This window comes from Streptomyces sp. NPDC025784, from assembly GCF_055558435.1.
In genome coordinates, this window is sequence record NZ_JBVHMN010000001.1 from 786822 (window position 1) to 806486 (window position 19665).

Consider the following 19665-nt stretch of genomic DNA (forward strand, 5'->3'; position numbering starts at 1 on the left):
GAGTTCAGTCTCTCGCCACGCTCAGCGCTCCGCCCGCACCCACGACCGCCAGCGCCCCGTCCTCGTCGGTGCGCAACACCACCGCGCCCGCCGCCCGCAGCGCCGCGACGGTGCTCGGAGCCGGATGTCCGTACGGGTTGTCCCTGCCACAAGAGATCAGCGCGAGCCGCGGGGCGACCCTGCGTACGAGGTCCGGGTCCTGGTAGGCCGATCCGTGGTGGGCGACCTTGAGCACGTCCACCCGGCCGAGCTCGGCAGCCGCCGGTGTCCTCAACAGGGCCTGCTGCGCGGGAGGTTCGAGGTCGCCGAGAAGCAGCAGCCTCAGTCCTCCGGAACGCGCCAGCAGGGCCACGCTCGCGTCGTTCGGGCCGTCCGGGAGCGGGGCTGGGCCGGAGGCCGAAGCAGGGAGCGGCCACAGCACCTGCCAGTCCAGGCTTCCGGTGCGCCGCCGCTCCCCGGCCGCCGCCCGCGTCACCGGGACGTGCCGTGCCGCAGCCTCCCTCCGCACGAACTCCGCCTGGTCCGGTGGCTCTTCCAGACCCGTCGTCTCGATCGCGCCCACCGAACGCCCGCGCAGCACGCCCGGCAGCCCCGCCACATGGTCGGCATGGAAGTGGGTCAGCACGACGAGCGGAATCCGGGTGACGCCGAGGGCACTCAGGCACCGGTCGACGAGCACCGGATCGGGTCCTGCGTCCACCACGACCGCGCTGCCGTCGCCCGTCGCGAGCACCGTGGCGTCCCCCTGCCCCACGTCGCACATCGCGAACCGCCAGCCCGGCGGCGGCCATCCCGTGATGACCCTGGTGAGCGGAGGCGGCTGGACCACGAGCAGCAGGAACAGCAGCACGAAGGCGCCGCTCAGCCATGGATGTCCCACGAGCCGCCGACAGGCGTTCACAACGACGACCGTGGCCAGGGCGAGCAGCACGGCCCCCGTCCAGTCGTCCGGCCAGTCCACTCCCCCGCCGGGCAGGGCCGCGCCTGTTCGGGCGATGTCCGCGATCCATCCGGCCGGCCAACCCGCCGACCACGCGAAGGCCTCGGCGACCGGCATCGCCACGGAGGCCGTCGCCAGTGTCGCGAACCCCAGCACCGTCGCCGGCGCGACCGCGAACTCCGCGAGGAGATTGCACGGCACGGCCACCAGGCTCACCCGGGCCGACAGGAGCGCGACGACCGGCGCGCACACCGCCTGAGCCGCGGCGGCTGCGGCGAGCGCCTCGGCCGGGCGTGGCGGCACACGACGCATCCGGAGAGCGGCACTCCAGCGCGGTGCGAGCGTGAGCAGGGCGCCGGTCGCCAGGACGGAGAGCAGGAAGCCGTAACTCCGCGCGAGCCAGGGGTCGTACAGCACCAGCAGCAGGACGGCCGTGGCCAGCGCGGGGATCAGCGATCTGCGGCGGCCGGTCGCGACGGCGAGCAGTGCGATCGATCCGCAGGCCGCTGCCCGCAGCACACTCGGGTCCGGTCGGCACACGATCACGAAGGCGAGCGTGAGCGCTCCGCCGAGCAGCGCGGTCGCTCTGAGAGGCACACCGATCAAGCGCGCCAGGCCGCGCCGCTCGGCACGCCGGGCCAGCCCGGGCGGGCCGATGAACAGGGCCAGCAGGATGGTGAAGTTGCCGCCGCTGACTGCCAGGAGGTGCGTGAGATCGGTCGCCTTGAAGGCGTCGTCCAGCTCTGCCGTGACGTGGGACGTGTCTCCGACCACCAGCCCCGGCAGCAGTGCCCGTGCGTCCGTGTCCAGCCCGTCGGTGGCCTTCCGCAGCCCCTCGCGCAGACGTCCGGCGAACCGCTGCGGCCCCGATGGTTCTCCCACGACCTCCGGCCGCGCGCGTTCCGGCACGCGCAGCACGGCCGCGGTGTCGTCACCGTCCGACAGCGCCGGCACGAGTCGCCCCGACACGCGCAGCCGCGTGGACGGCAGCAGGGACAGCCAGGACGAGCCGTCACCGGTCCGGGGTGAGCCCCTCGCCGAACGCGCGTCGACGATCACGAGTACGGGGGTCCGCGTGGCGACCACCGTGCCGTCCGACCGTGTGACGCGCCTGACCTCCGCGTCGAGCAGCACGGCCGTGGGTGCCATGTGGTCCCCCTTGATCCGTGGCCGGGTGAGCCGGGGATCGGACGTGACCTCCAGCTCCACGGTCACGTGGGCGAATCGCCTTGCCAGTTCGGGCACGGGGCCGCGTCGCTGGTCCGCTCCGTGCAACCCCGCCGAGGCCGCAGCCGCGGCGACGCAGAGCAGGACGGCCGCCGCGGAGACCCGCCGCCAGGAACGCGCAGGCCGTTCCCCGTCTCCGGGTGCGGTGCGGGAGCGCCTCCACTCGGTCAGCAGCAGCGCGAGGCCCGCGAGAAGGGAGACGACGACCACACCCGCCGCCCAGCCGGGCGGGGCGGCCACCGTCACGGCCGCGGTCGCCCAGACCGCCAGGGCCGGCGGCACGAGGCGGAGATCCGTCGGGCCCTCTTCCCGCGGGTTGGCGGCACCGAGGCGCTTCCCCGAGGCGACGTGCACGGCTCGTCGGCTCGCCGCGCCGTCGAGCCGGCCCTCCACCGTGCCCCCCGGCACCATCGGTGGCGGCCCGCTCATGGCCGCACCAGATTCCGCAGGTCCGCGAAGCGACGATCGCCGATCCCGTTCACCTCTCGCAGTTCGTCGACGGAGCGGAAGCCTCCGTGCTGGGTGCGGTAGTCGATGATGTGCCGGGCGAGGACGGGACCGACGCCGGGGAGCCCGTCGAGTTGGTCCACGGTGGCTGTGTTGAGGGCGACCGGAGCGGAGGGTGCGGCCCCGGCGACGGATCCGCCCGCTCCTGCCGGGCCCGAATCCCCCGTGCCGAGCCCCGTCACGGGGGCCCGTCCACCGACCACGATCTGTTCGCCGTCCACGAGCAGTCGCGCGCGGTTGAGCGCGTCGGTGTCCGTGCCCGGCCGCACTCCGCCCGCGGCACGAAGCGCGTCCTCGACCCGGGAACCGGCCGGCAGCCGTTGCAGACCGGGGCTGCGTACCTTTCCGCCGACGTCCACGACGATCCCGCTCCCGGCGGCACCGACGGGAGTCGGCGCTCCCGTCGAGGCATCGGGGCCCGTCACCGTTTTCCCCTGCTCCCCGCTCCGTCCCTCTTCGTCGCCGTAGGGAGCCGCTGCCCGCACCACCTCGGGAGCGCGGACCGACTGGGTCCGGCCGGTCCAGAAGTGCTGCACGGCGAGGACCGCAGCGACCACCAGTACCACCGTGAGGGCGGCCAGGCTCCTGCGCTCGAGACCGCACCTCGGCTGCAACCACAACGGCAGCCGCTCCCGCACGGCGAGTCCCGCCCGGTACCGCCAGGCTGCCCGCTCCGGCACGTCCGAAGCGGTGTCCTCCTCCCGCACGGCGCCTGCACGCAGGTCGGCGCGCTTCTTCTGGGCGGCGCTCCCCTGAAGGTCGGCCTCTTCGCACAGGTCGGCTTCCTCGTGCAGATCTGCACCCGTGCGCGGGGCTGTAAGAGCCGCGACTCTCGCCACGGTGAGCCCGGCGGCGGGCTCGTCCACATCCCTCGCCGTGTGGTCCACCCTCGGCGGTCCGTGCCCCAACTCCCGACGCTCCACGGGCCTTGTGGTGAAGAGCGCCTCGGCGCGCAGCCGGAGCGCCTCTGCGGACGCCTCGCGGCGCAGGGCGCGGCTTCGCGGATGCCTGCGTCGATGGCCGTCGCGGCCGTCGGAAGAGGGCCCGCGTCCGGGGCCGCTGGTCGGTGTGGCTGTGCGTGTGCGTGATCGAAGTGCCATGCGACGAGAATCCGGCATGACACCGCTCTCGCGATGATCTTGCTCAATTCCAGTGGATTACCACACAGTTGTGGATAACTCCGTCACTCGAACGAGCCGCGGACGGCGTCCATCGCCACACGCGACGCCGCACAGGCTGCCGACGGCGTCCACCCCCACACGCGAGGCTGGACGAACTGCGGACGGCATCCACCACCGCACGCGGACCACACGGCCCGCCCAGCGCGCCCGGTTCGCGGCGCATGACGGCGGCGGTCACCCACGGCCCGCGGTCGCCCCTCTCACCGAGGAGAGACGACCGCCCCGAGCAGTCCAGGGCCCGTGTGCGCCCCGATCACCGCGCCCACCTCGCTGACGTGAAGATCCGCGAGCCCCGGGACCCGCTCGCGCAGGCGGTCCGCGAGTGCCGACGCCTTCTCGGGGGCGGCCAGGTGATGAACGGCGATGTCGACCTGGGCGCCGCCCGCGCGCTCGGCCACGATCTCCTCCAGCCGGGCGATCGCCTTGGACGCCGTCCGCACCTTCTCCAGGGGTTCGATGCGGCCGTCGTCCAGGCGCAGCAACGGCTTCACCGCGAGCGCGGAACCCAGCAGCGCCTGGGCCGCTCCGATCCGGCCGCCGCGGCGCAGGTAGTCGAGGGTGTCTACGTAGAAGTAGGCCGAGGTGCCCGCGGCCCGCTTCTCGGCGGCGGTGACCGCCTCGTCGACCGTGCCGCCCGCCTCGGCGGACTCGGCCGCGGCGAGGGCGCAGAAGCCGAGCGCCATCGCGATCATCCCGGTGTCCACCACACGCACGGGCACCGGAGCCTCCCGTGCCGCGAGGACCGCCGCGTCGTACGTGCCGGACAGCTCCGCGGACAGATGGAGGGAGACGATGCCGGTGGCGCCCGATTCGGCGACCTTGCGATAGGCCTTGGCGAAGACCTCGGGGCTGGGCCGGGACGTGGTGACGGAACGGCGCTTCTGCAGCGCCTGGGCCAGGGCGCGGGCCGAGATCTCGGTGCCCTCTTCGAGTGCCTGGTCGCCGAGGACCACGGTCAGGGGCACCGCTGTGATGCCGTGGCGCTCCATCGTCCGCGGCGGCAGGTAGGCCGTTGAATCGGTGACGATCGCGACATGGCGGGACATGAGCTGGAGGTTACCTGTCGGCGTGGCCGGGCGGCAGCCCGGCCCCTACCAGCTCTTGTCGCGACGACCGGATCAAGTCGTGCTCTCGGGGCGGGGCTTCTTCTGCCAGGGGTAGGCAGGGCCTCGGACCGGCGGGTCGATGGCGGACCGGGTCGGTTCCTCGGCCCGGCGGGACTCCGGGCTCTCCGGCCAGGTCTGTCCGCCGGACGCGGCCTCGTCCGCCGCCGGCGCCTCGGGCCAGCCGGCGGCGGCCGGTCCCGGTTCCTTGGTCCAGTGCCGCAGTGCGCCGGATTCCACGTCGATCTGTGCGCTGAGTGAGTCCAGGTCGTCGTCGGCGAAGCGGCGGGCCCGGTCGCGCGCGGCCCAGCGCAGCGAGTCCGCGGACCGGGTGATGCGCTCGGTGCGCTCGCGCAGGGCGGGAAGCCGGGCGGCGAGCGTGGCCCGGTCGGGCTCGCTCTCCAGGCGCTTGAGCTCGTCGTCCAGTTCGTGCCCGTGCGCGCTGAGCCGCTCGAAGAGGCCCAGGGATTCCTTGAGAGACTCGTCTTCCGCCACGCCCGCGTGCAGCGCGTCCTGCGTGGCGCGCATGGAGGTGCGCAGCTTGAGGCGGAGCTCCGCCAGCTCGCCCGTCGGGCCGGGCTGGGCGAGGGTCCTGGCACGCAGCGTGGTGTCCTCGACCGTGCGGCGTGCCTGCGAGATCGTGCGGTCCACGCCGCGCTTGGCGGCGCCGATCACCTTCACCGTGGCGTACGCGCCGAGTACCACGAACAGCAGGAAGAGCAGCGCGATTACTGTGATCAAGGTTCCCACCACGCTCCTCCTCCATTGCCGCGACAGGTGCCGTCGCGCTCTTCAACGGTAAACGCCACGGGCAGGTTCGGAGTTCCTGGAGAACCCCGAACCTGCCCGTAGGGGACTACCCCGAGCCCGCCCGGCGGCCGGGCGGGCAGGACGGCTAGGCCGTCACGATGTTCACCAGCTTCGGCGCGCGCACGATCACCTTGCGGATGCCCGCGCCGCCCAGCGCCGCCACGACCTTCTCGTCGGCCAGCGCCACCTTCTCCAGCTCCTCGTCGGAGATGGCCGGGGAGACCTCCAGGCGCGCCTTGACCTTGCCCTTGATCTGCACGACGCAGGTCACGGTCTCGTCGACGACGTACGCCGGGTCGGCGACCGGGAAGTCGTGGTGGACGACCGAGTCGGTGCGGCCCAGCCGGCGCCACAGCTCCTCGGCGATGTGCGGGGCCAGCGGCGCGATCAGCAGCACCAGGGGCTCGGCGACCGAGCGCGCGACGGGGCCGCCCGCCTTGGTCAGGTGGTTGTTCAGCTCGGTGACCTTGGCGATGGCGGTGTTGAACCGCATGCCCTCCAGGTCCTGGCGGACACCGTCGATCGCCTTGTGCAGGGCGCGCAGCGTCTCCTCGTCCGGTTCGGCGTCCACGACGGTGACCTCACCGGTCGCCTCGTCGACGACGTTGCGCCACAGTCGCTGCAGCAGGCGGAACTGGCCCACGACCGCGCGCGTGTCCCACGGCCGGGAGACGTCCAGGGGGCCCATCGCCATCTCGTACAGACGCAGGGTGTCCGCGCCGTACTCGGCGCAGATCTCGTCCGGAGTGACGGCGTTCTTCAGGGACTTGCCCATCTTGCCCAGCAGCCGGGAGACCTTCTCGCCCTGGTGGTAGTAGGCGCCGTCGCGCTCCTCCACCTCGGCGGCCGACACCGCGATGCCACGGCTGTCGCGGTACACGAACGCCTGGATCATGCCCTGGTTGAACAGCTTGTGGAACGGCTCGGCCGAGGAGACGTAGCCCAGGTCGAACAGCACCTTGGACCAGAAGCGCGCGTACAGCAGGTGCAGCACGGCGTGCTCGGCGCCGCCGACGTACAGGTCGACGCCACCGTGCGGCCGGCCCTCGCGCGGGCCCATCCAGTACTGCTCGATGGCCGGGTCGACCAGCTTCTGGTCGTTGTGCGGGTCCAGGTAGCGCAGCTCGTACCAGCAGGAACCGGCCCAGTTGGGCATGGTGTTGGTCTCGCGGCGGTACTTCTTGGGGCCGTCGCCCAGGTCCAGCGTGACGTTGACCCAGTCCGCGTTGCGGGACAGCGGCGTCTCGGGGGACGTGTTCGCGTCGTCCGGGTCGAAGGTGCGCGGCGAGTAGTCCTCGACCTCCGGCAGCTCCAGGGGCAGCATCGACTCGGGCAGCGAGTGGGCGATGCCGTCCTCGTCGTAGACGATCGGGAAGGGCTCGCCCCAGTAGCGCTGGCGGCTGAACAGCCAGTCGCGCAGCCGGAAGTTGACCGTGCCCTCGCCGATGCCCTTGCGCTCCAGCCACTCCGTCATGCGGGCCTTGGCGTCGACGACGCCCAGGCCGTCCAGGGAGATCTCCTCGCCGGCGGAGTTGACGATCTTCGCGTCGTACGAGGCGAAGGCGTCGTCCCAGGTGGACGCGTCCGTGCCGCGGTCGTCCGAGGGCTCCACGACGCAGCGCATGGGCAGCTCGAAGGCGCGGGCGAACGCGAAGTCGCGGGTGTCGTGCGCGGGGACGGCCATGATCGCGCCGGTGCCGTAGCCCATCAGCACGTAGTCGGCGATGAAGACGGGAACCTGCTCGCCGTTGACCGGGTTGGTGGCGAACGTGCCGGTGAAGACGCCGGTCTTGTCCTTGGCCTCGGCCTGGCGCTCGACGTCGGACTTGGAGGCGGCCTGGGCGCGGTAGGCGGCGACGGCCTCGGCGGGGGTCGCGTGCCCGCCCGTCCACACCTCGTGGGTTCCCTCGGGCCATGCGTCCGGGGTGAACTTCTCGACCAGCGGGTGCTCGGGGGCCAGCACCATGTAGGTGGCGCCGAACAGGGTGTCCTGGCGGGTGGTGAAGACCGTGATCGCTTCGCCGTCGATCGGGAAGTCGACGCGGGCGCCCTCGGAGCGACCGATCCAGTTGCGCTGCTGCAGCTTGATGGCCTCGGGCCAGTCCAGCGCGTCCAGGTCGTCCAGCAGCCGGTCGGCGTACGCGGTGATGCGCATGTTCCACTGGCGCAGCTTGGCCTTGAAGACGGGGAAGTTGCCGCGCTCGGAGCGACCGTCGGCGGTGACCTCCTCGTTGGCCAGCACGGTGCCCAGCCCGGGGCACCAGTTGACCGGCGCGTCGGAGGCGTATGCCAGGCGGTACTCGCTCAGGACGTCCGCGCGCTCGGAGGCGGTCAGTTCGTTCCACGCGCGCGTGGTGCCGTCGGCGGCCTGGACGGCACGGTCACCGCTCTCGAACTGGGCGACCAGCTCGCTGATGGGACGAGCCTTGGCGGCCTCGTCGTCGTACCAGGAGTTGAAGATCTGCAGGAAGATCCACTGGGTCCACTTGTAGTAGTCCGGGTCGATCGTGGCGAACGACCGGCGCTTGTCGTGGCCCAGGCCCAGGCCGCGCAGCTGGGCCTTCATGTTCTCGATGTTGGCCTCGGTGGAGACCCGCGGGTGCGTGCCCGTCTGCACGGCGTACTGCTCGGCGGGCAGGCCGAAGGCGTCGAAGCCCAGCGTGTGCAGGACGTTGTGGCCGGTCATCCGCTGGAACCGGGCGAATACATCGGTGGCGATGTAGCCCAGGGGGTGGCCGACGTGCAGGCCCGCGCCGGAGGGGTACGGGAACATGTCCATGATGAACTTCTTGGGCTTGGCGACCAGCTCGGGGTCCCCGGCCAGGTCACCGCTCGGGTTGGGCGCCTCGTACGTGCCGTCGGCGTCCCAGAAGTCCTGCCAGCGTGCCTCGATCTCAGCGGCCAGCCCGGCCGTGTAGCGGTGCGGCGCCGCCACCTCGGCGGTGGCAGCGGTAGTCGTCTCGCTCATGATCCTCAAAGCTCCATCGATCGTCTCTGCCCGCGGAAATGAAAAAGCCCCTCGCACAGGAGGGGACGCCGCGCCGATTCCGACCACGATCTCTTCAGTGGTCAGGACTGATCAGCGCGGCTCGCTAAGCAGAAGGCGTACGGCACGCATGGCGTCAGGGTACCGCAGCCGCCGCGGGCGTCGCGACGAGGTTCCGGGCCGCTCGGCACGCCGCGCCACCGTCCCGATCACCGAAAAAAGCTGAACGATATTCAAATATTACTTCGCGTAACAGGCCCTAAGGGACAACACAAAGACCCGATTGCCCTTTGGTAACAACGCAATAACTCAAACCTCGTACTCCTCGGTATGGCTCCACTTAGAGTGCCGCTTCGGGACCGCTTCCCCGAACCGTTGGGAGTAACCCCCCCATGAACCCTCGTCGCAACAACAGCTCGATACCCCGGCCGGGCCGCTCGGCCTACGGGGCGATGACGGCTGCCGCTCTGTTGCTCATCCCCCTGGTCGTGCTGGTCGGAGGTGACGGCCTGCGCGACTTCCTCAACTTCGGCGCCGGCGTGCTCTCACTGGTCGCTCTCACCTGCTCGGTCATCTGGGGACTCCTCGCCACCGACCGGCTCTTCCTGAACACGCGCCAGCGGCTGGTCGCACAGGCCGTGCACCGGACGACCGCCGTCTCCTCGGTCGCCTTCCTGCTGCTGCACATCACGGTCAAGCTGGCGCTCGACCACACCACCCTGATCGCCGCGCTGATCCCCTTCGGGCTCGGCGTCACGGGCAGCAACGGGCTGATCGGCCTGGGCTCGCTGGCCGGTCTGTTGATGATCTTCACGGCCATCACCGGCGCGCTGCGCAGCGCCTTCGCGTCCCCCGCGCCGGTCGCGGCTCGCTGGCGGGCCGTGCACATGCTGGCCTACCCGGCCTGGTGCTCGGCCCTGGTGCACGGCCTCTACGCGGGTCGCGCCGCCAAGCCGTACGTCACCGTGTCCTACAGCCTCTGCCTGATCGCCGTGATGGGCGCCCTGGCGCTGCGCTCGGCGTCCGCCCCGTTCAAGCGCAAGGTCGCCGACCGCATCCTGTCGGTCCTCGGGGAGAGCAACGGCCCCGGCGCCCGCTCGTCCCGAGAGGACCTGGAGGCCTCCCGCGGCGCCGCGTCGCAGTCCCCGCGACCCGGTTTCGAGGGACGCTCCGCAAGGCGGTCCGCCCAGGACACGTTCGTGCCGCCGCAGCGCACCCCGTCCGCGTCGGGCCTGTACGACGTGGCCCAGGACACCGCCGCCACCAGCACCGGCATGTCCGGCTTCGCGGCCGCCTACCGCGCCGTGTCGGGCGGCACGCCGGACGCCGACGGCACCGGGCAGAACCCGACCGAGCGGTTCCAGATGCCTCTGGAGATGCAGCCCACGGAGACGTTCCCGCGCGTCGACGGCAGCAGCACGTCGGGCAGCTGGCCCATCCCCTCACCGCCCCCCGTCGGCGAGGCGCCCCAGTCGGCCTACGACCCGCTGAACGACACGGGATACAACGTCCCCGTCTACGACAATTCGGCCACCGGCGCCTACGGAACAAGTGACTTGTACGACACCGGTGAGACGAACCCCTCCTACGGCACGTACAACACCAACGACACGTACGACAGCGGTCCCACGACTGAAGTACTGCCGGGCGCCTACGACGCTCCTGGCCCTGGTGAATCATGGAACGCCCCCAGCGGAGGCTTTAGGTGAACGAGGCCCTGCCCGACGTCCCGGAAGTCCGTGTAGTCGGACTTCCGCAGCTCACGTCGGGCTTCGACCTGGTTGAACGACTCGATCTGCCCATGCACCTCAAGGTGCACGGGCCGCTCGAACCGATGGGTGGCGAACAACTCGCGGGCCTCGCCGAGGCCATCTCCCTGAAGGGGCGCGGCGGCGCGGGTTTCCCCTTCGCCAAGAAACTGCGCTCGGTAGCCGAATCGGCCATCCAGAAGGGCATCCGCCCCGTGGTGGTCGTGAACGGAAGTGAGGACGAACCTGCCTGCCGCAAGGACACGGTGCTCATCAACCGTGCCCCGCACCTCATCCTGGACGGCGCCCTGCTGGCGGCGGAGGCCATGGGTGCGCGCACCCTGGTCATCGGGGTGACGCGTGCGTCCACGCAGGCCTCGATGGAAGCCGCGCTCGCCGAGCGCGGCTTGAGCAACCGGCGCGGATCCGCCCTCCGCGCGCGCGTGCAGCGCAACCCGGTGCGGATGGTGACCGGCGCTGCCGCCTCACTGATCCGCTCCATCGACGGCGGTCCGGCCATCCCGCCCGGCCGCAAGATCAGTGCGTCGCAGAGCGGCGTCGGCGGGGCGCCGACGCTGCTGTCCAATGCCGAGACCTTCGCCCAGCTGGCGATCGCCGCGCGCATCGGCCCCGACCGTTACCGCAACACCGGCCTGTACGACGAGCCCGGCACTGTCATGCTCACCGTCTCCGGGGCGGTCGCCCGCCCCATGGTGATCGAGGTGCCGACCGGCGTGCCGCTGCGGTACGTGCTCCAGCTCGCCGGCGCCCCGCCGATGCCGCAGGGCGTACTGACCGGCGGCTACCACGGCAAGTGGCTGGACGCGGCGACGATCAACGAGGCGATCGTCTCGCGCAACTCGCTGGACGCGGTGGGCGGCGCGCTCGGCGCGGGCGCGATCCTCCCGATCACCCAGCAGACATGCCCCCTGGGCGAGTCGCTGCGCGTGGCGCAGTGGCTGGCCGAGGAGAGCGCGGGTCAGTGCGGCCCCTGCTACCTCGGCCTGCCCGCCGCGGCGCGCGGCCTGGAGGACATCCTCAACGGCGGTGGCCCGGCGGCCCTGGAGGCCGTCAAGCAGGTCGCCAAGGCCGTGAAGCGGCGCGGCGCCTGCTCCCACCCGGACGGCTCGGCGATGTTCATCGAGTCGACCATCAAGGCGTTCACCGACGACCTCGCCGCGCACGTCCTCGGAAACGGCTGCGGAAGGCCCGTGGAGGGCGTTCTGCCGCTCTTCGAGGGCGGCAGGCAGCCCACGGGCATCCCGGGCGGCCAGGCCCAGGAGGAAACCGGCCCGAGCAGGCAGAAGATCTTCGTGGACTGGACGCTGTGCCGCGGGCACGGCCTGTGCGCCGACATCCTCCCGGAGGTCTTCGAGCTGGGCGCCGACGGCTTCCCCACCGTCGCCCAGGCCGCCGTGCCCCGCTACGCGGAGGCGAAGGCACTGCGCGCCGTGCGGCGCTGCCCGGCGCTCGCCCTGCGCATCGAGGAGGACACCCGGTCCTCGGCCCCCGCGCGGAACAACCTGCCGGTGCTCTCCCAGGGACGAGGCCGCCGGGCGCTCGGCAGCGGCCGCTGAACACGAAGAAGCGGGCCACCCGATCGGGTGGCCCGCCATCAACGTCTGTGGAGCTAAGGAGAATTGAACTCCTGACCTCCTGCATGCCATGCAGGCGCTCTACCAACTGAGCTATAGCCCCTCGCGGTCTTGCGGCGGAGCCGCATGTCGCGCGTGTCGCCCGGTTTCCCCGGCGGCGACGCCAACATTACACGGTCACCTGGGTGCATCACCAAATCGTTTCCCTTCTGTACCGATTCGCGGGCTAGTGTCGGCCTTCGTGACTGTGATCGCGCTCCCCCGTGTCAGACGCCGTACGTCCGTCGCCGTGGGGGTGTGCCTGCTGTCGTTCGCGGCCTTCTGGTGGGCGCAGCGGGCCGCGCACGTGTCGATGATCGATCTGATGGTCTACCGGGCGGAGGGAGAGACCGTCCGTGCGGGCGGCGACCTCTACGCGCTGCGCACGACCGAGGCCCATCTGCCCACCACCTACCCGCCCTTCGCGGCGCTGCTGTTCACGCCGCTGACGCTGCTGGACACGACGAGCATGCGCGCGGTGGCGACCACCGGAAACCTGGCCCTCCTTGTGGCGTTCGTCGCACTCTCGCTGCGACTCGTGGGCCACACGCGCGCGGAGGGCGCCTGGTGGGTGGCGGCCGCGGCCGTGTGGTGCGAGCCGGTGTGGACGACGCTGCGGTACGGCCAGATCAATCTGCTGCTGGCCGTACTCGTGCTGTGGGATCTGTCACGGCGACCGGGGCATCGCTGGGCCGGGGTGGGCATCGGGATCGCCGCGGCGATCAAGCTGACGCCCGCACTGTTCGCGGTGTTCCTGCTCGTCACCGGTGTCGTGGAACGCTCCGGCAGGGGCCCGGCGGGGCCTTGGCTGCGGCACGCGCGCGGGGCCGCCGTCGCGTTCGCCGGGGCGACGCTGCTGGCGGCGGCCCTGCTGCCGCACGACTCCTCGCGGTTCTGGACCCGCATGCTCTTCGAGGCCGGCCGGGTCGGGCTCGTCGAGGACACCGCCAACCAGTCGCTGCGCGGCCTCCTGGCCCGGTTGCTGCACACCACCGAGCCCGGGGCCCTGTGGGCCGTCGCCGCGGCCCTGACGGGCGTTCTGGGCCTCGCCGTGGCCGTCGCCGCCGAGTTGCGCGGGCTGCGGTCATGGGCGACGGTCGCCTGCGCGGTGACGGCCCTGCTGATCAGTCCCGTGTCGTGGTCGCACCACTGGGTGTGGTGCGTGCCGATGGTGCTGCTCCTCGCCACGAAGAGCCGCACGGCGGCCGTCTGCGCGGCTCTGGCCTTCTGCACCTACTCCCTGTGGTGGGTGCCACACGGTCCGGGCAGGCTGGAACTGCGCCAGAACGGCGTCGAGTTGACGCTGTCGTCCCTCTACGTGGGAGCCGGTTGCGCCTTCCTGGCCCTGGTCGGGGTCAGGCTGTGGCGAACGAGTAGAACCGCTTGAGGGTGCAGTGCTCGTCGAGGAGCCGTCCGTAGATCGGCTCGCCCTCCAGCTCGCGGTACGTCTCGATCGGGTCGCCTTTTATGATCAGCGCCCGCGCGCACTCCTCGCACCAGTACTGGTAGTCGTGGTTGACCGGCTCCATGTCGCGGACGATCGGCGTACCACTGCCGCACCAATCGCACTTCCGCCTGTGTGCACCCATCGATCAGCTCCAGCTGTGGCCGCAGGCCGTGCACACGTAGGAGATCCCGCCGTTGTCGCCGAGGACCTGGGCGACGTGGACCGATCCGCAGGAAGGGCAGTCGAGGAGAGTGGCTTTTTTCCGTCTCGGTGCCACTTCGAGGAGATCGTCGACCTCCTCGCGGATGCTCGCAGGCATCGCTACTCCCTCCCGTCGGGCCGCGCCCCCTTCCGGCCGTTTGATTCTGCCACGGCCGGAGCAATACGGTCAGCGACGCCTTCGTACCAGTCCGGACACGGCACCCACCAAGGCCGTCGCGGCCAGCGCGTACATGCATGTGAGGAGCGCGTCCGCAGAGGTATACGCCCCCGGAGCCCCAAGTGACTCAAGCCGGTTCAAGAACAGAGTGCCGAAGGCCGCGACACCGATCAGCTGACCGAGCTGGGTGACGGTCGCGAGCAGTCCGCTGGCGTCCGCCGCGTCCTCGGGCCGCACCGTCGCCAGCGCCCTGGTGAGCGTGGGGCTGAACCCGAGCGCGAGCCCGGCCCCGACACCCGCGAACGCCACGTACAGCCACGCTCCGCCGTCGCCCCCGCCGTCGAGGACGGCTCCTACGCCGGCCACGGAGCCCGCGGCGAGCACGAAGCCGGCCGGTATCAGGGCACGCTGCCAGGAGGCGGGCCAGTTGCGCCAGGTCAGGCCGACCAGACCGAAGATCACCGCCGTCGGCGCGAAGGTGAGGCCCGCCCGCAGGGCGCTGTAACCGAGCCCGCCCTGGATGTGCAGGGTGAGCGAGAACAGGAAGCCCGCGTTGACCGCCATCACGGCCAGCAGCCGGAAGACCGCGAGACCGATGCCGGGATGACGCAGCACCCGCGGCGCGATCAGCGGCGCTCCGCCGCGCCGGGCCAGCCGGGACTCGTACCGGCAGAACAGGGCGAAGAACACCGCGGCCGACCCGAGCGAGAACCAGGACCACAGCGGCCAGTCCTCCTCCTGCCCGAGCACGAGCGGCACGGTGAACAGGGAGACGGCGGCGGCGAGCAGCACGAGCCCCGGCACGTCGAGGCCGCGCGAGCGTTCCAGGGCCCGGGCGTCGTCCCGCGGCAGGACCCGTCGGCCGACGGCCAGGAGGACGAGACCGACGGGCACGTTGACGAGGAACACCGGCCGCCAGCCCGTGCCGAACAGATCGGCGCTGACGAGCACGCCGCCCAGCACCTGTCCGGCGGCGGCGCCGGTGGCCAGGACGGCCGCGTACGCGCCGAGGGCGCGCGCCCGTGCCTCGCCGGTGAAGTTGCGCTGGATCAGACTGAGGACCTGCGGGATCATCACGGCCGATCCGGCGCCCTGCAGCAGCCGGAAGGCGATCAACTCCCCCGTTCCCCGGGCCAGTCCGCAGGCCAACGAGGCGGCGGTGAAGATGGCGAGTCCGGCCAGGTAGACGCGACGGTGGCCGAGCCGGTCACCCAGCCGGGCTCCGGTGATCAGCAGCACGGCGTAGGAGATGGAGTATCCGGCGACCACCAGCTGCAGCCCCGCGCCGGACGCGTGGAGTTCGGAGCCGATGGTGGGCACCGCGACGTTCACGATGAACACGTCGAGCAGTGCCATGAACTGGGCCGCGAGCACGACCGCGAGCAGTCGTCCCGGCCGATTGTCAGTGCCAGGGTTTTTACTGTCAGCAGGACTTGGACCGCGTGCGGGCCCTGTGCCCGCGGGGGTTGTCGTCGTCATGCCGTCGAGCGTGGCGGCGGCCGGATACCGGTAACGAGAGCCCCTCGATGCTGGTAGTGACAGCACCTGGCAGCGGTCGGGTCCGGCACGGACCATGGTGACGGGGGATGTGGAGCCGATGAGCACGACACAACGCCGCAGGCCGGAGCTGGCCGCCTTTCTGCGCAGCAGGCGGGCGCGGGTGACACCCGCGGACGTCGGGATGCCGCCGGGCTTCCGGAGGCGCACGCCGGGGCTGCGCCGCGAGGAGGTGGCCCAGCTCTCCGGCGTCGGTGTCACCTGGTACACCTGGCTCGAACAGGGGCGGCCGATCAACGCCTCCCCGCAGGTCTTGGACGCGGTCGCCCGGACACTGCGCCTCGACCAGCCCGAGCGCGAGCACCTCTACCACCTGGCCGAGGTCCCCTACGAGCAGGACCCCCCGGCCGCCGCACGAGCCGTCGGACCGGAGATCCAGGGCGTCATCGACGCCGTCGACCCGCACCCGGCCGTGGTCTACAACGCGCGCTTCGACATCCTCGCCACCAACCGCGCCTACCGCGACGTGTTCTTCACACCCCAGACCGCCGACTCGGGCATGGGCAACGCGCTGTGGACGCTCTTCACCGTGCCCGAGCCGGCCTGCCCCCTGGTGTTCCGGGAGTCCGAGCTCCCGGTGATGGTGGCGACGCTGCGTTCGTCCTACGGGCTGCATGCCGGCGAGCCGGTGTGGGAGGACTTCATATGCCGCCTGTCGGAGGCGAGTCCGCACTTCGCCCGGCTGTGGCGCAACGGCGACGTGGTGCCGCCCGGCCCGCGGGTGAAGACGTTCCGGCACGCGTCGGTCGGTGAGATGCGGATGACCTCGATCTCCCTGTCCATCCACGGTCTGCCGGAGTGCCGGATCGTGGTCTACCAGCCGGTGGACGAGGAGACGAGCCTGCGCGTGGCGCGACTGCGGGCGCTGATGACCCAGGAGAGCACCGCAACGAAAAATCCCGCCCCCTGACGGGAACGGGATCCTTCATCACCGATCTTTGACAACTCCAAAGAGAGTCATTGTGTGGAGCTAAGGAGAATTGAACTCCTGACCTCCTGCATGCCATGCAGGCGCTCTACCAACTGAGCTATAGCCCCTTGCGTTCTTCCCGCTCAGCGGGCCGAACAAGAAGAACCTTAGCCTGCGACCAGCCAGAAAGTGAAATCCGGTCCCGACGGGCCCCGGGACCGGACAACGGGCCGCTCAGTCGTCGTCCCCGAGCACGGGCTCCGGCAGCGTGCCGGCGTTGTGCTCCAGGAGCCGCCAGCCGCGGGCGCCCTCCCCGAGGACGGACCAGCAGCAGTTGGAGAGGCCGCCGAGGCTCTCCCAGTGACGGGACTCCAGGCCGAGGAGACGGCCGATGGTCGTGCGGATGGTGCCGCCGTGGCTGACCACCACGAGGGTGCCGTCCTCGGGGAGCTTGTCGGCGTGCCGCAGCACCACGGGGGCGGCACGGTCGGCGACCTCGGTCTCCAGTTCGCCCCCGCCGCGGCGCACCGCCTCACCGCGCTTCCAGGCGGCGTACTCGTCGCCGTAGCGGCCGATGATCTCCTCGTGCGTCAGCCCCTGCCAGACGCCCGCGTACGTCTCGCGCAGGCCCTCGTCGTGGGTGACGTCGAGGTCGGTGAGCTCGGACAGCTCCGCGGCCGTCGCCGCGGCGCGGCTGAGGTCCGAGGCGACGATGGCGTCGGGCTTCAGCGAGGCCAGCAGCCGGGCGGCGCGACGGGCCTGGCCGACGCCGGTCTCGGTCAGCTCGATGTCCGTCGAGCCCTGGAAGCGGCGCTCCAGGTTCCAGGAGGTCTGGCCGTGCCGCCACAGGATGATGCGGCGGCCCCGGCCGGGTTTCTTCCCGGCCTCGGCGCTCACCGGAGCTCTCCCAGTTCGGCGGCGTCCTCCTCGGCCTGGAGTTTGGCGTGCTCGGCGGCCTTGCCCCGGGTCGCCTTGGCGTCGGCGGGCAGGTCGAGCTCCGGGCAGTCCTTCCAGAGCCGCTCCAGGGCGTAGAAGACACGCTCCTCGCTGTGCTGCACGTGCACCACGATGTCCACGTAGTCGAGCAGTACCCAGCGGGCCTCGCGGTCGCCCTCGCGGCGCACCGGCTTGGCGCCGAGCTCCTTGCTCAGCCGCTCCTCGATCTCGTCGACGATCGACTTGACCTGGCGGTCGTTGGGAGCGGACGCCAGCAGGAAGGCGTCGGTGATCGACAGTACGTCGCTCACGTCGTAGGCGATGATGTCGTGCGCGAGCTTGTCGGCGGCCGCCTGTGCGGCGGTGTTGATGAGCTCGATGGAGCGGTCCGTGGCGGTCACTACGCGGCTTTCCGTAGGCGGTCAGTAATGACTCAAGGGTCTCACGGACCGCCGAGGAGGCCCCGCGCGTTTCCCGGGCCCCGGTCCGGGGGCGCCCGGCGGGCGGCCCCCGGACCTCCCGGGGCAGGGCGTCGGCCGCCCCGGGAGAGGCCGGTCAGCCCGCGGGGCTGGTCAGCTTGTAGTCCTGGCCGAGGACCACGGACACGTCCGCGTTGGACGTCACCGTGCCCTTCTTCACGGAGCCGGCGGGCAGCCCCAGTGTCTTGGCGACCTCGGTGGCGTCGGCCTTCTTGGCGGCGTCGGAGTAGGTGATCCGCGACACGGTCTGCGCGGCCCCCGTTCCCGAGTCGAGGAAGGTGTAGCCGCCGTTGACCAGGACGACGCGGGCCTGCTCGGTGGCGCCCTTGGTGCCCGTGGCGTTCTTGATCCCGACCCGGACGGCCGCGTCGGCGTCGGGGCTCTTGGCGGTGCCGCCGAGCACGTCCTTGATCACGCTGTTGCTCGCGCTCTCGCTGAGCGTGCCGTCCTGCTGCACGGGCAGCAGCGCGGTCTTGTAGTCGCCGCCCTTGGCGAGGTCGGCGAGCTTCGCGAGGAAGGCGCCGAGGTCCGCGTCGGTCAGCGGCGGATCGAGGATCTGGGCGAGCGTCTGCACGGTGGTGGTCGCGGCCTGCTTGTCCGAGGACAGCTTGCGCAGCACGCCCTGCATGACCGCTCCGAACCGCTCCAGCTGCGCGTTCTGGGCCTCGCCGGAGGCCCGGTAGGTGGCGTAGGCGACGGCCATCCTGCCGCTGAGGGTCTGGTCCTCGCCCTTCTTGACGAGGGGTGCCTGCCCCTTCTTCTTCGCGTCGGGGTCGGGCACGTCGGTGTTGGTGGTGATGTCGATGTTGCCGACGAGTTCGACGAGGTTGTTCAGGTACGGGGTGTCGAGGCGCCAGGTGCCCTGGATGTCGGTCCCGAGCACCGTGTCGATCGCGTCCCTGGTGCCGGAGGTTCCGTCGTCGTCGACGGACTTGGCCAGCGTGGTCGTCGAGCCGTTGTCGTCCGTCATGGCGAGCGCATTGGGCAGCAGGACCGTGGTGCCCTGCTTGGTGGTGGTGTTGTCGACGAGCAGGGCCGTGGAGGTGCCGCCGCCCTTCGTGTTGTGCAGATGGACGACGATCACGTCGCGGTTCTGGGCGCCCACGGCGGTCGTCGCACCCGGCTTGCCGTCCGAGGAGGTGCCGGGCAGCTTGCCCGCGTACCAGAGGTAGCCGACGCCGCCGACCGCGACGAGGGCGAGCACCACGACCAGGGCGACGACGCGGCTGCGGGCGCGGCGCCTGGCCTCCTCGCGGCGCTCCGTGCGGTTCTCGGTGAACGCCAGCCAGTCGATGACGTCCTCGGAGTCGTCCGCCTGCTCCTCGACGAACGCGAACTGCTCGGTGCGGTAGTCGCGGCCCGCCCGGGGTGCGTCGTCCTCCACGGGCCCCGCCTGCTGCGGGATGTAGGCGGTCTGCTCGGCCACGCGGGGCTGCTGCCCGGTGCCGGGGCCGCCCGGGCCCGCGGCCTGCCCGTAGGGGTCGTACGGGCCCGGGGCGCCCGCGACGGGGGCACCGGTGCCGTAGGGGTCGTACGAGGGCGCGGAAGGCCGTCGGGCGGGGTCGTAGGGCGGTACGGCCTGCTGTTGCCCGGTGTCGTACGACACCGGCTGCTGCCCGGTGTCGTAGGGCGGCCCGGGCTGCGGGCCGCCCGAGGCGTAGGGGTCGTAGCCGTAGCCCTGGGGCTGGGAGCCGTAGGGGTCGTAGCCCTGCTGCTGGGGCTGCTGCGACACCTGTCGGTACACAGGCTGCCCGAACTCGTCGTAGCCGACGAGCTCGTACTGGTCGCCGCCCGCGTATCCGTCGTATCGGTCGTTCACCG

15 protein-coding genes and 2 tRNA genes are annotated in these 19665 nt (G+C 71.5%); 4 read left to right on the forward strand and 13 right to left on the reverse strand.

Annotated elements, in window-relative coordinates; all coding sequences use genetic code 11:
* Positions 1-4: 4 nt before the first annotated feature.
* From ACZ4IF_RS03460 to leuS, 5 genes are all read right to left on the reverse strand, one after another.
* Entirely contained in the window at positions 5-2578 is a 2574-nt protein-coding gene (locus ACZ4IF_RS03460) for a ComEC/Rec2 family competence protein (RefSeq protein ID WP_467559942.1), read from the reverse strand.
* A gap of 14 nt (positions 2579-2592) precedes the next feature.
* On the reverse strand, positions 2593-3774 hold the full coding sequence (locus ACZ4IF_RS03465) for a ComEA family DNA-binding protein (protein ID WP_467559137.1): 1182 nt from the start codon (positions 3772-3774) through the stop codon (positions 2593-2595).
* A gap of 281 nt (positions 3775-4055) precedes the next feature.
* Positions 4056-4901 carry a DegV family protein gene (locus ACZ4IF_RS03470; RefSeq protein ID WP_467559139.1) on the reverse strand — a complete coding sequence of 282 codons (846 nt, stop codon included), beginning with the start codon at positions 4899-4901 and terminating at the stop codon, positions 4056-4058.
* Positions 4902-4973: 72 nt separating this feature from the next.
* Positions 4974-5699 (reverse strand): hypothetical protein, encoded by a 726-nt coding sequence (locus tag ACZ4IF_RS03475; protein ID WP_467559141.1) that lies wholly within the window; start codon positions 5697-5699, stop codon positions 4974-4976.
* A gap of 154 nt (positions 5700-5853) precedes the next feature.
* Positions 5854-8736 carry a leucine--tRNA ligase gene (leuS, locus tag ACZ4IF_RS03480; RefSeq protein WP_467559143.1) on the reverse strand — a complete coding sequence of 961 codons (2883 nt, stop codon included), beginning with the start codon at positions 8734-8736 and terminating at the stop codon, positions 5854-5856.
* Between the two features lie 410 nt (positions 8737-9146).
* Here leuS and ACZ4IF_RS03485 point away from each other — a divergent pair, with 410 nt between their 5' ends.
* A complete protein-coding gene (locus ACZ4IF_RS03485; protein ID WP_467559145.1) occupies positions 9147-10463 on the forward strand; it encodes a cytochrome b/b6 domain-containing protein in 1317 nt (438 codons plus the stop codon).
* On the forward strand, positions 10460-12079 hold the full coding sequence (locus ACZ4IF_RS03490; protein ID WP_467559147.1) for an NADH-ubiquinone oxidoreductase-F iron-sulfur binding region domain-containing protein: 1620 nt from the start codon (positions 10460-10462) through the stop codon (positions 12077-12079). Before ACZ4IF_RS03485 ends, ACZ4IF_RS03490 begins: the two co-directional genes overlap by 4 nt.
* Positions 12080-12127: 48 nt before the next feature.
* On the opposite strand, the gene ACZ4IF_RS03495 is transcribed toward ACZ4IF_RS03490, so the two are convergent.
* Positions 12128-12200: transfer RNA gene (locus tag ACZ4IF_RS03495), tRNA-Ala, on the reverse strand.
* A 138-nt stretch (positions 12201-12338) separates the two neighbouring features.
* Here ACZ4IF_RS03495 and ACZ4IF_RS03500 point away from each other — a divergent pair.
* Entirely contained in the window at positions 12339-13523 is a 1185-nt protein-coding gene (locus ACZ4IF_RS03500) for a glycosyltransferase 87 family protein (protein WP_467559149.1), read from the forward strand.
* Here the strand turns inward: ACZ4IF_RS03500 and ACZ4IF_RS03505 are convergent.
* The 3 genes from ACZ4IF_RS03505 to ACZ4IF_RS03515 all read right to left on the reverse strand — a co-directional run bounded on the left by ACZ4IF_RS03505 (position 13492) and on the right by ACZ4IF_RS03515 (position 15336).
* Positions 13492-13725: a hypothetical protein gene (locus ACZ4IF_RS03505; protein WP_010986886.1), complete on the reverse strand. Its 234-nt coding sequence runs from the start codon at positions 13723-13725 to the stop codon at positions 13492-13494. The genes ACZ4IF_RS03500 and ACZ4IF_RS03505 overlap by 32 nt on opposite strands.
* Before the next feature lie 3 nt (positions 13726-13728).
* Positions 13729-13902 carry a hypothetical protein gene (locus tag ACZ4IF_RS03510; RefSeq protein WP_199791446.1) on the reverse strand — a complete coding sequence of 58 codons (174 nt, stop codon included), beginning with the start codon at positions 13900-13902 and terminating at the stop codon, positions 13729-13731.
* A gap of 69 nt (positions 13903-13971) precedes the next feature.
* Positions 13972-15336 carry an MFS transporter gene (locus tag ACZ4IF_RS03515; protein WP_467559152.1) on the reverse strand — a complete coding sequence of 455 codons (1365 nt, stop codon included), beginning with the start codon at positions 15334-15336 and terminating at the stop codon, positions 13972-13974.
* Positions 15337-15559: 223 nt separating this feature from the next.
* Between ACZ4IF_RS03515 and ACZ4IF_RS03520 the strand changes: the two genes are divergently transcribed.
* Positions 15560-16429, forward strand: coding sequence for a helix-turn-helix transcriptional regulator (locus ACZ4IF_RS03520; RefSeq protein ID WP_467559154.1), 870 nt, complete (start codon positions 15560-15562; stop codon positions 16427-16429).
* Positions 16430-16484: 55 nt separating this feature from the next.
* On the opposite strand, the gene ACZ4IF_RS03525 is transcribed toward ACZ4IF_RS03520, so the two are convergent.
* The 4 genes from ACZ4IF_RS03525 to ACZ4IF_RS03540 all read right to left on the reverse strand — a co-directional run bounded on the left by ACZ4IF_RS03525 (position 16485) and on the right by ACZ4IF_RS03540 (position 19663).
* Positions 16485-16557 (reverse strand) — tRNA-Ala (locus ACZ4IF_RS03525).
* 106 nt (positions 16558-16663) lie between these two features.
* The gene (locus ACZ4IF_RS03530; RefSeq protein WP_467559156.1) at positions 16664-17326 is read right to left on the reverse strand and encodes a histidine phosphatase family protein; all 663 of its coding nucleotides are present in this window, start codon (positions 17324-17326) and stop codon (positions 16664-16666) included.
* Positions 17323-17766: a ribosome silencing factor gene (gene rsfS / locus ACZ4IF_RS03535; protein ID WP_028802570.1), complete on the reverse strand. Its 444-nt coding sequence runs from the start codon at positions 17764-17766 to the stop codon at positions 17323-17325. The genes ACZ4IF_RS03530 and rsfS overlap by 4 nt, the downstream gene beginning before the upstream one ends.
* Positions 17767-17920: 154 nt before the next feature.
* Positions 17921-19663, reverse strand: a complete 1743-nt coding sequence (locus tag ACZ4IF_RS03540) for an LCP family protein (protein ID WP_467559158.1) — start codon at positions 19661-19663, stop codon at positions 17921-17923.
* Positions 19664-19665 lie beyond the last annotated feature (2 nt).

Coding starts and splice junctions, on each gene's coding strand:
- ACZ4IF_RS03460 (WP_467559942.1), bottom strand. CDS start 2,578: ATGGTGCCGGGGGGCACGGTGGAGGGCCGGCTCGACGGCGCGGCGAGC.
- ACZ4IF_RS03465 (WP_467559137.1), bottom strand. CDS start 3,774: ATGGCACTTCGATCACGCACACGCACAGCCACACCGACCAGCGGCCCC.
- ACZ4IF_RS03470 (WP_467559139.1), bottom strand. CDS start 4,901: ATGTCCCGCCATGTCGCGATCGTCACCGATTCAACGGCCTACCTGCCG.
- leuS (WP_467559143.1), bottom strand. CDS start 8,736: ATGAGCGAGACGACTACCGCTGCCACCGCCGAGGTGGCGGCGCCGCAC.
- ACZ4IF_RS03485 (WP_467559145.1), top strand. CDS start 9,147: ATGAACCCTCGTCGCAACAACAGCTCGATACCCCGGCCGGGCCGCTCG.
- ACZ4IF_RS03505 (WP_010986886.1), bottom strand. CDS start 13,725: ATGGGTGCACACAGGCGGAAGTGCGATTGGTGCGGCAGTGGTACGCCG.
- ACZ4IF_RS03510 (WP_199791446.1), bottom strand. CDS start 13,902: ATGCCTGCGAGCATCCGCGAGGAGGTCGACGATCTCCTCGAAGTGGCA.
- ACZ4IF_RS03520 (WP_467559154.1), top strand. CDS start 15,560: ATGAGCACGACACAACGCCGCAGGCCGGAGCTGGCCGCCTTTCTGCGC.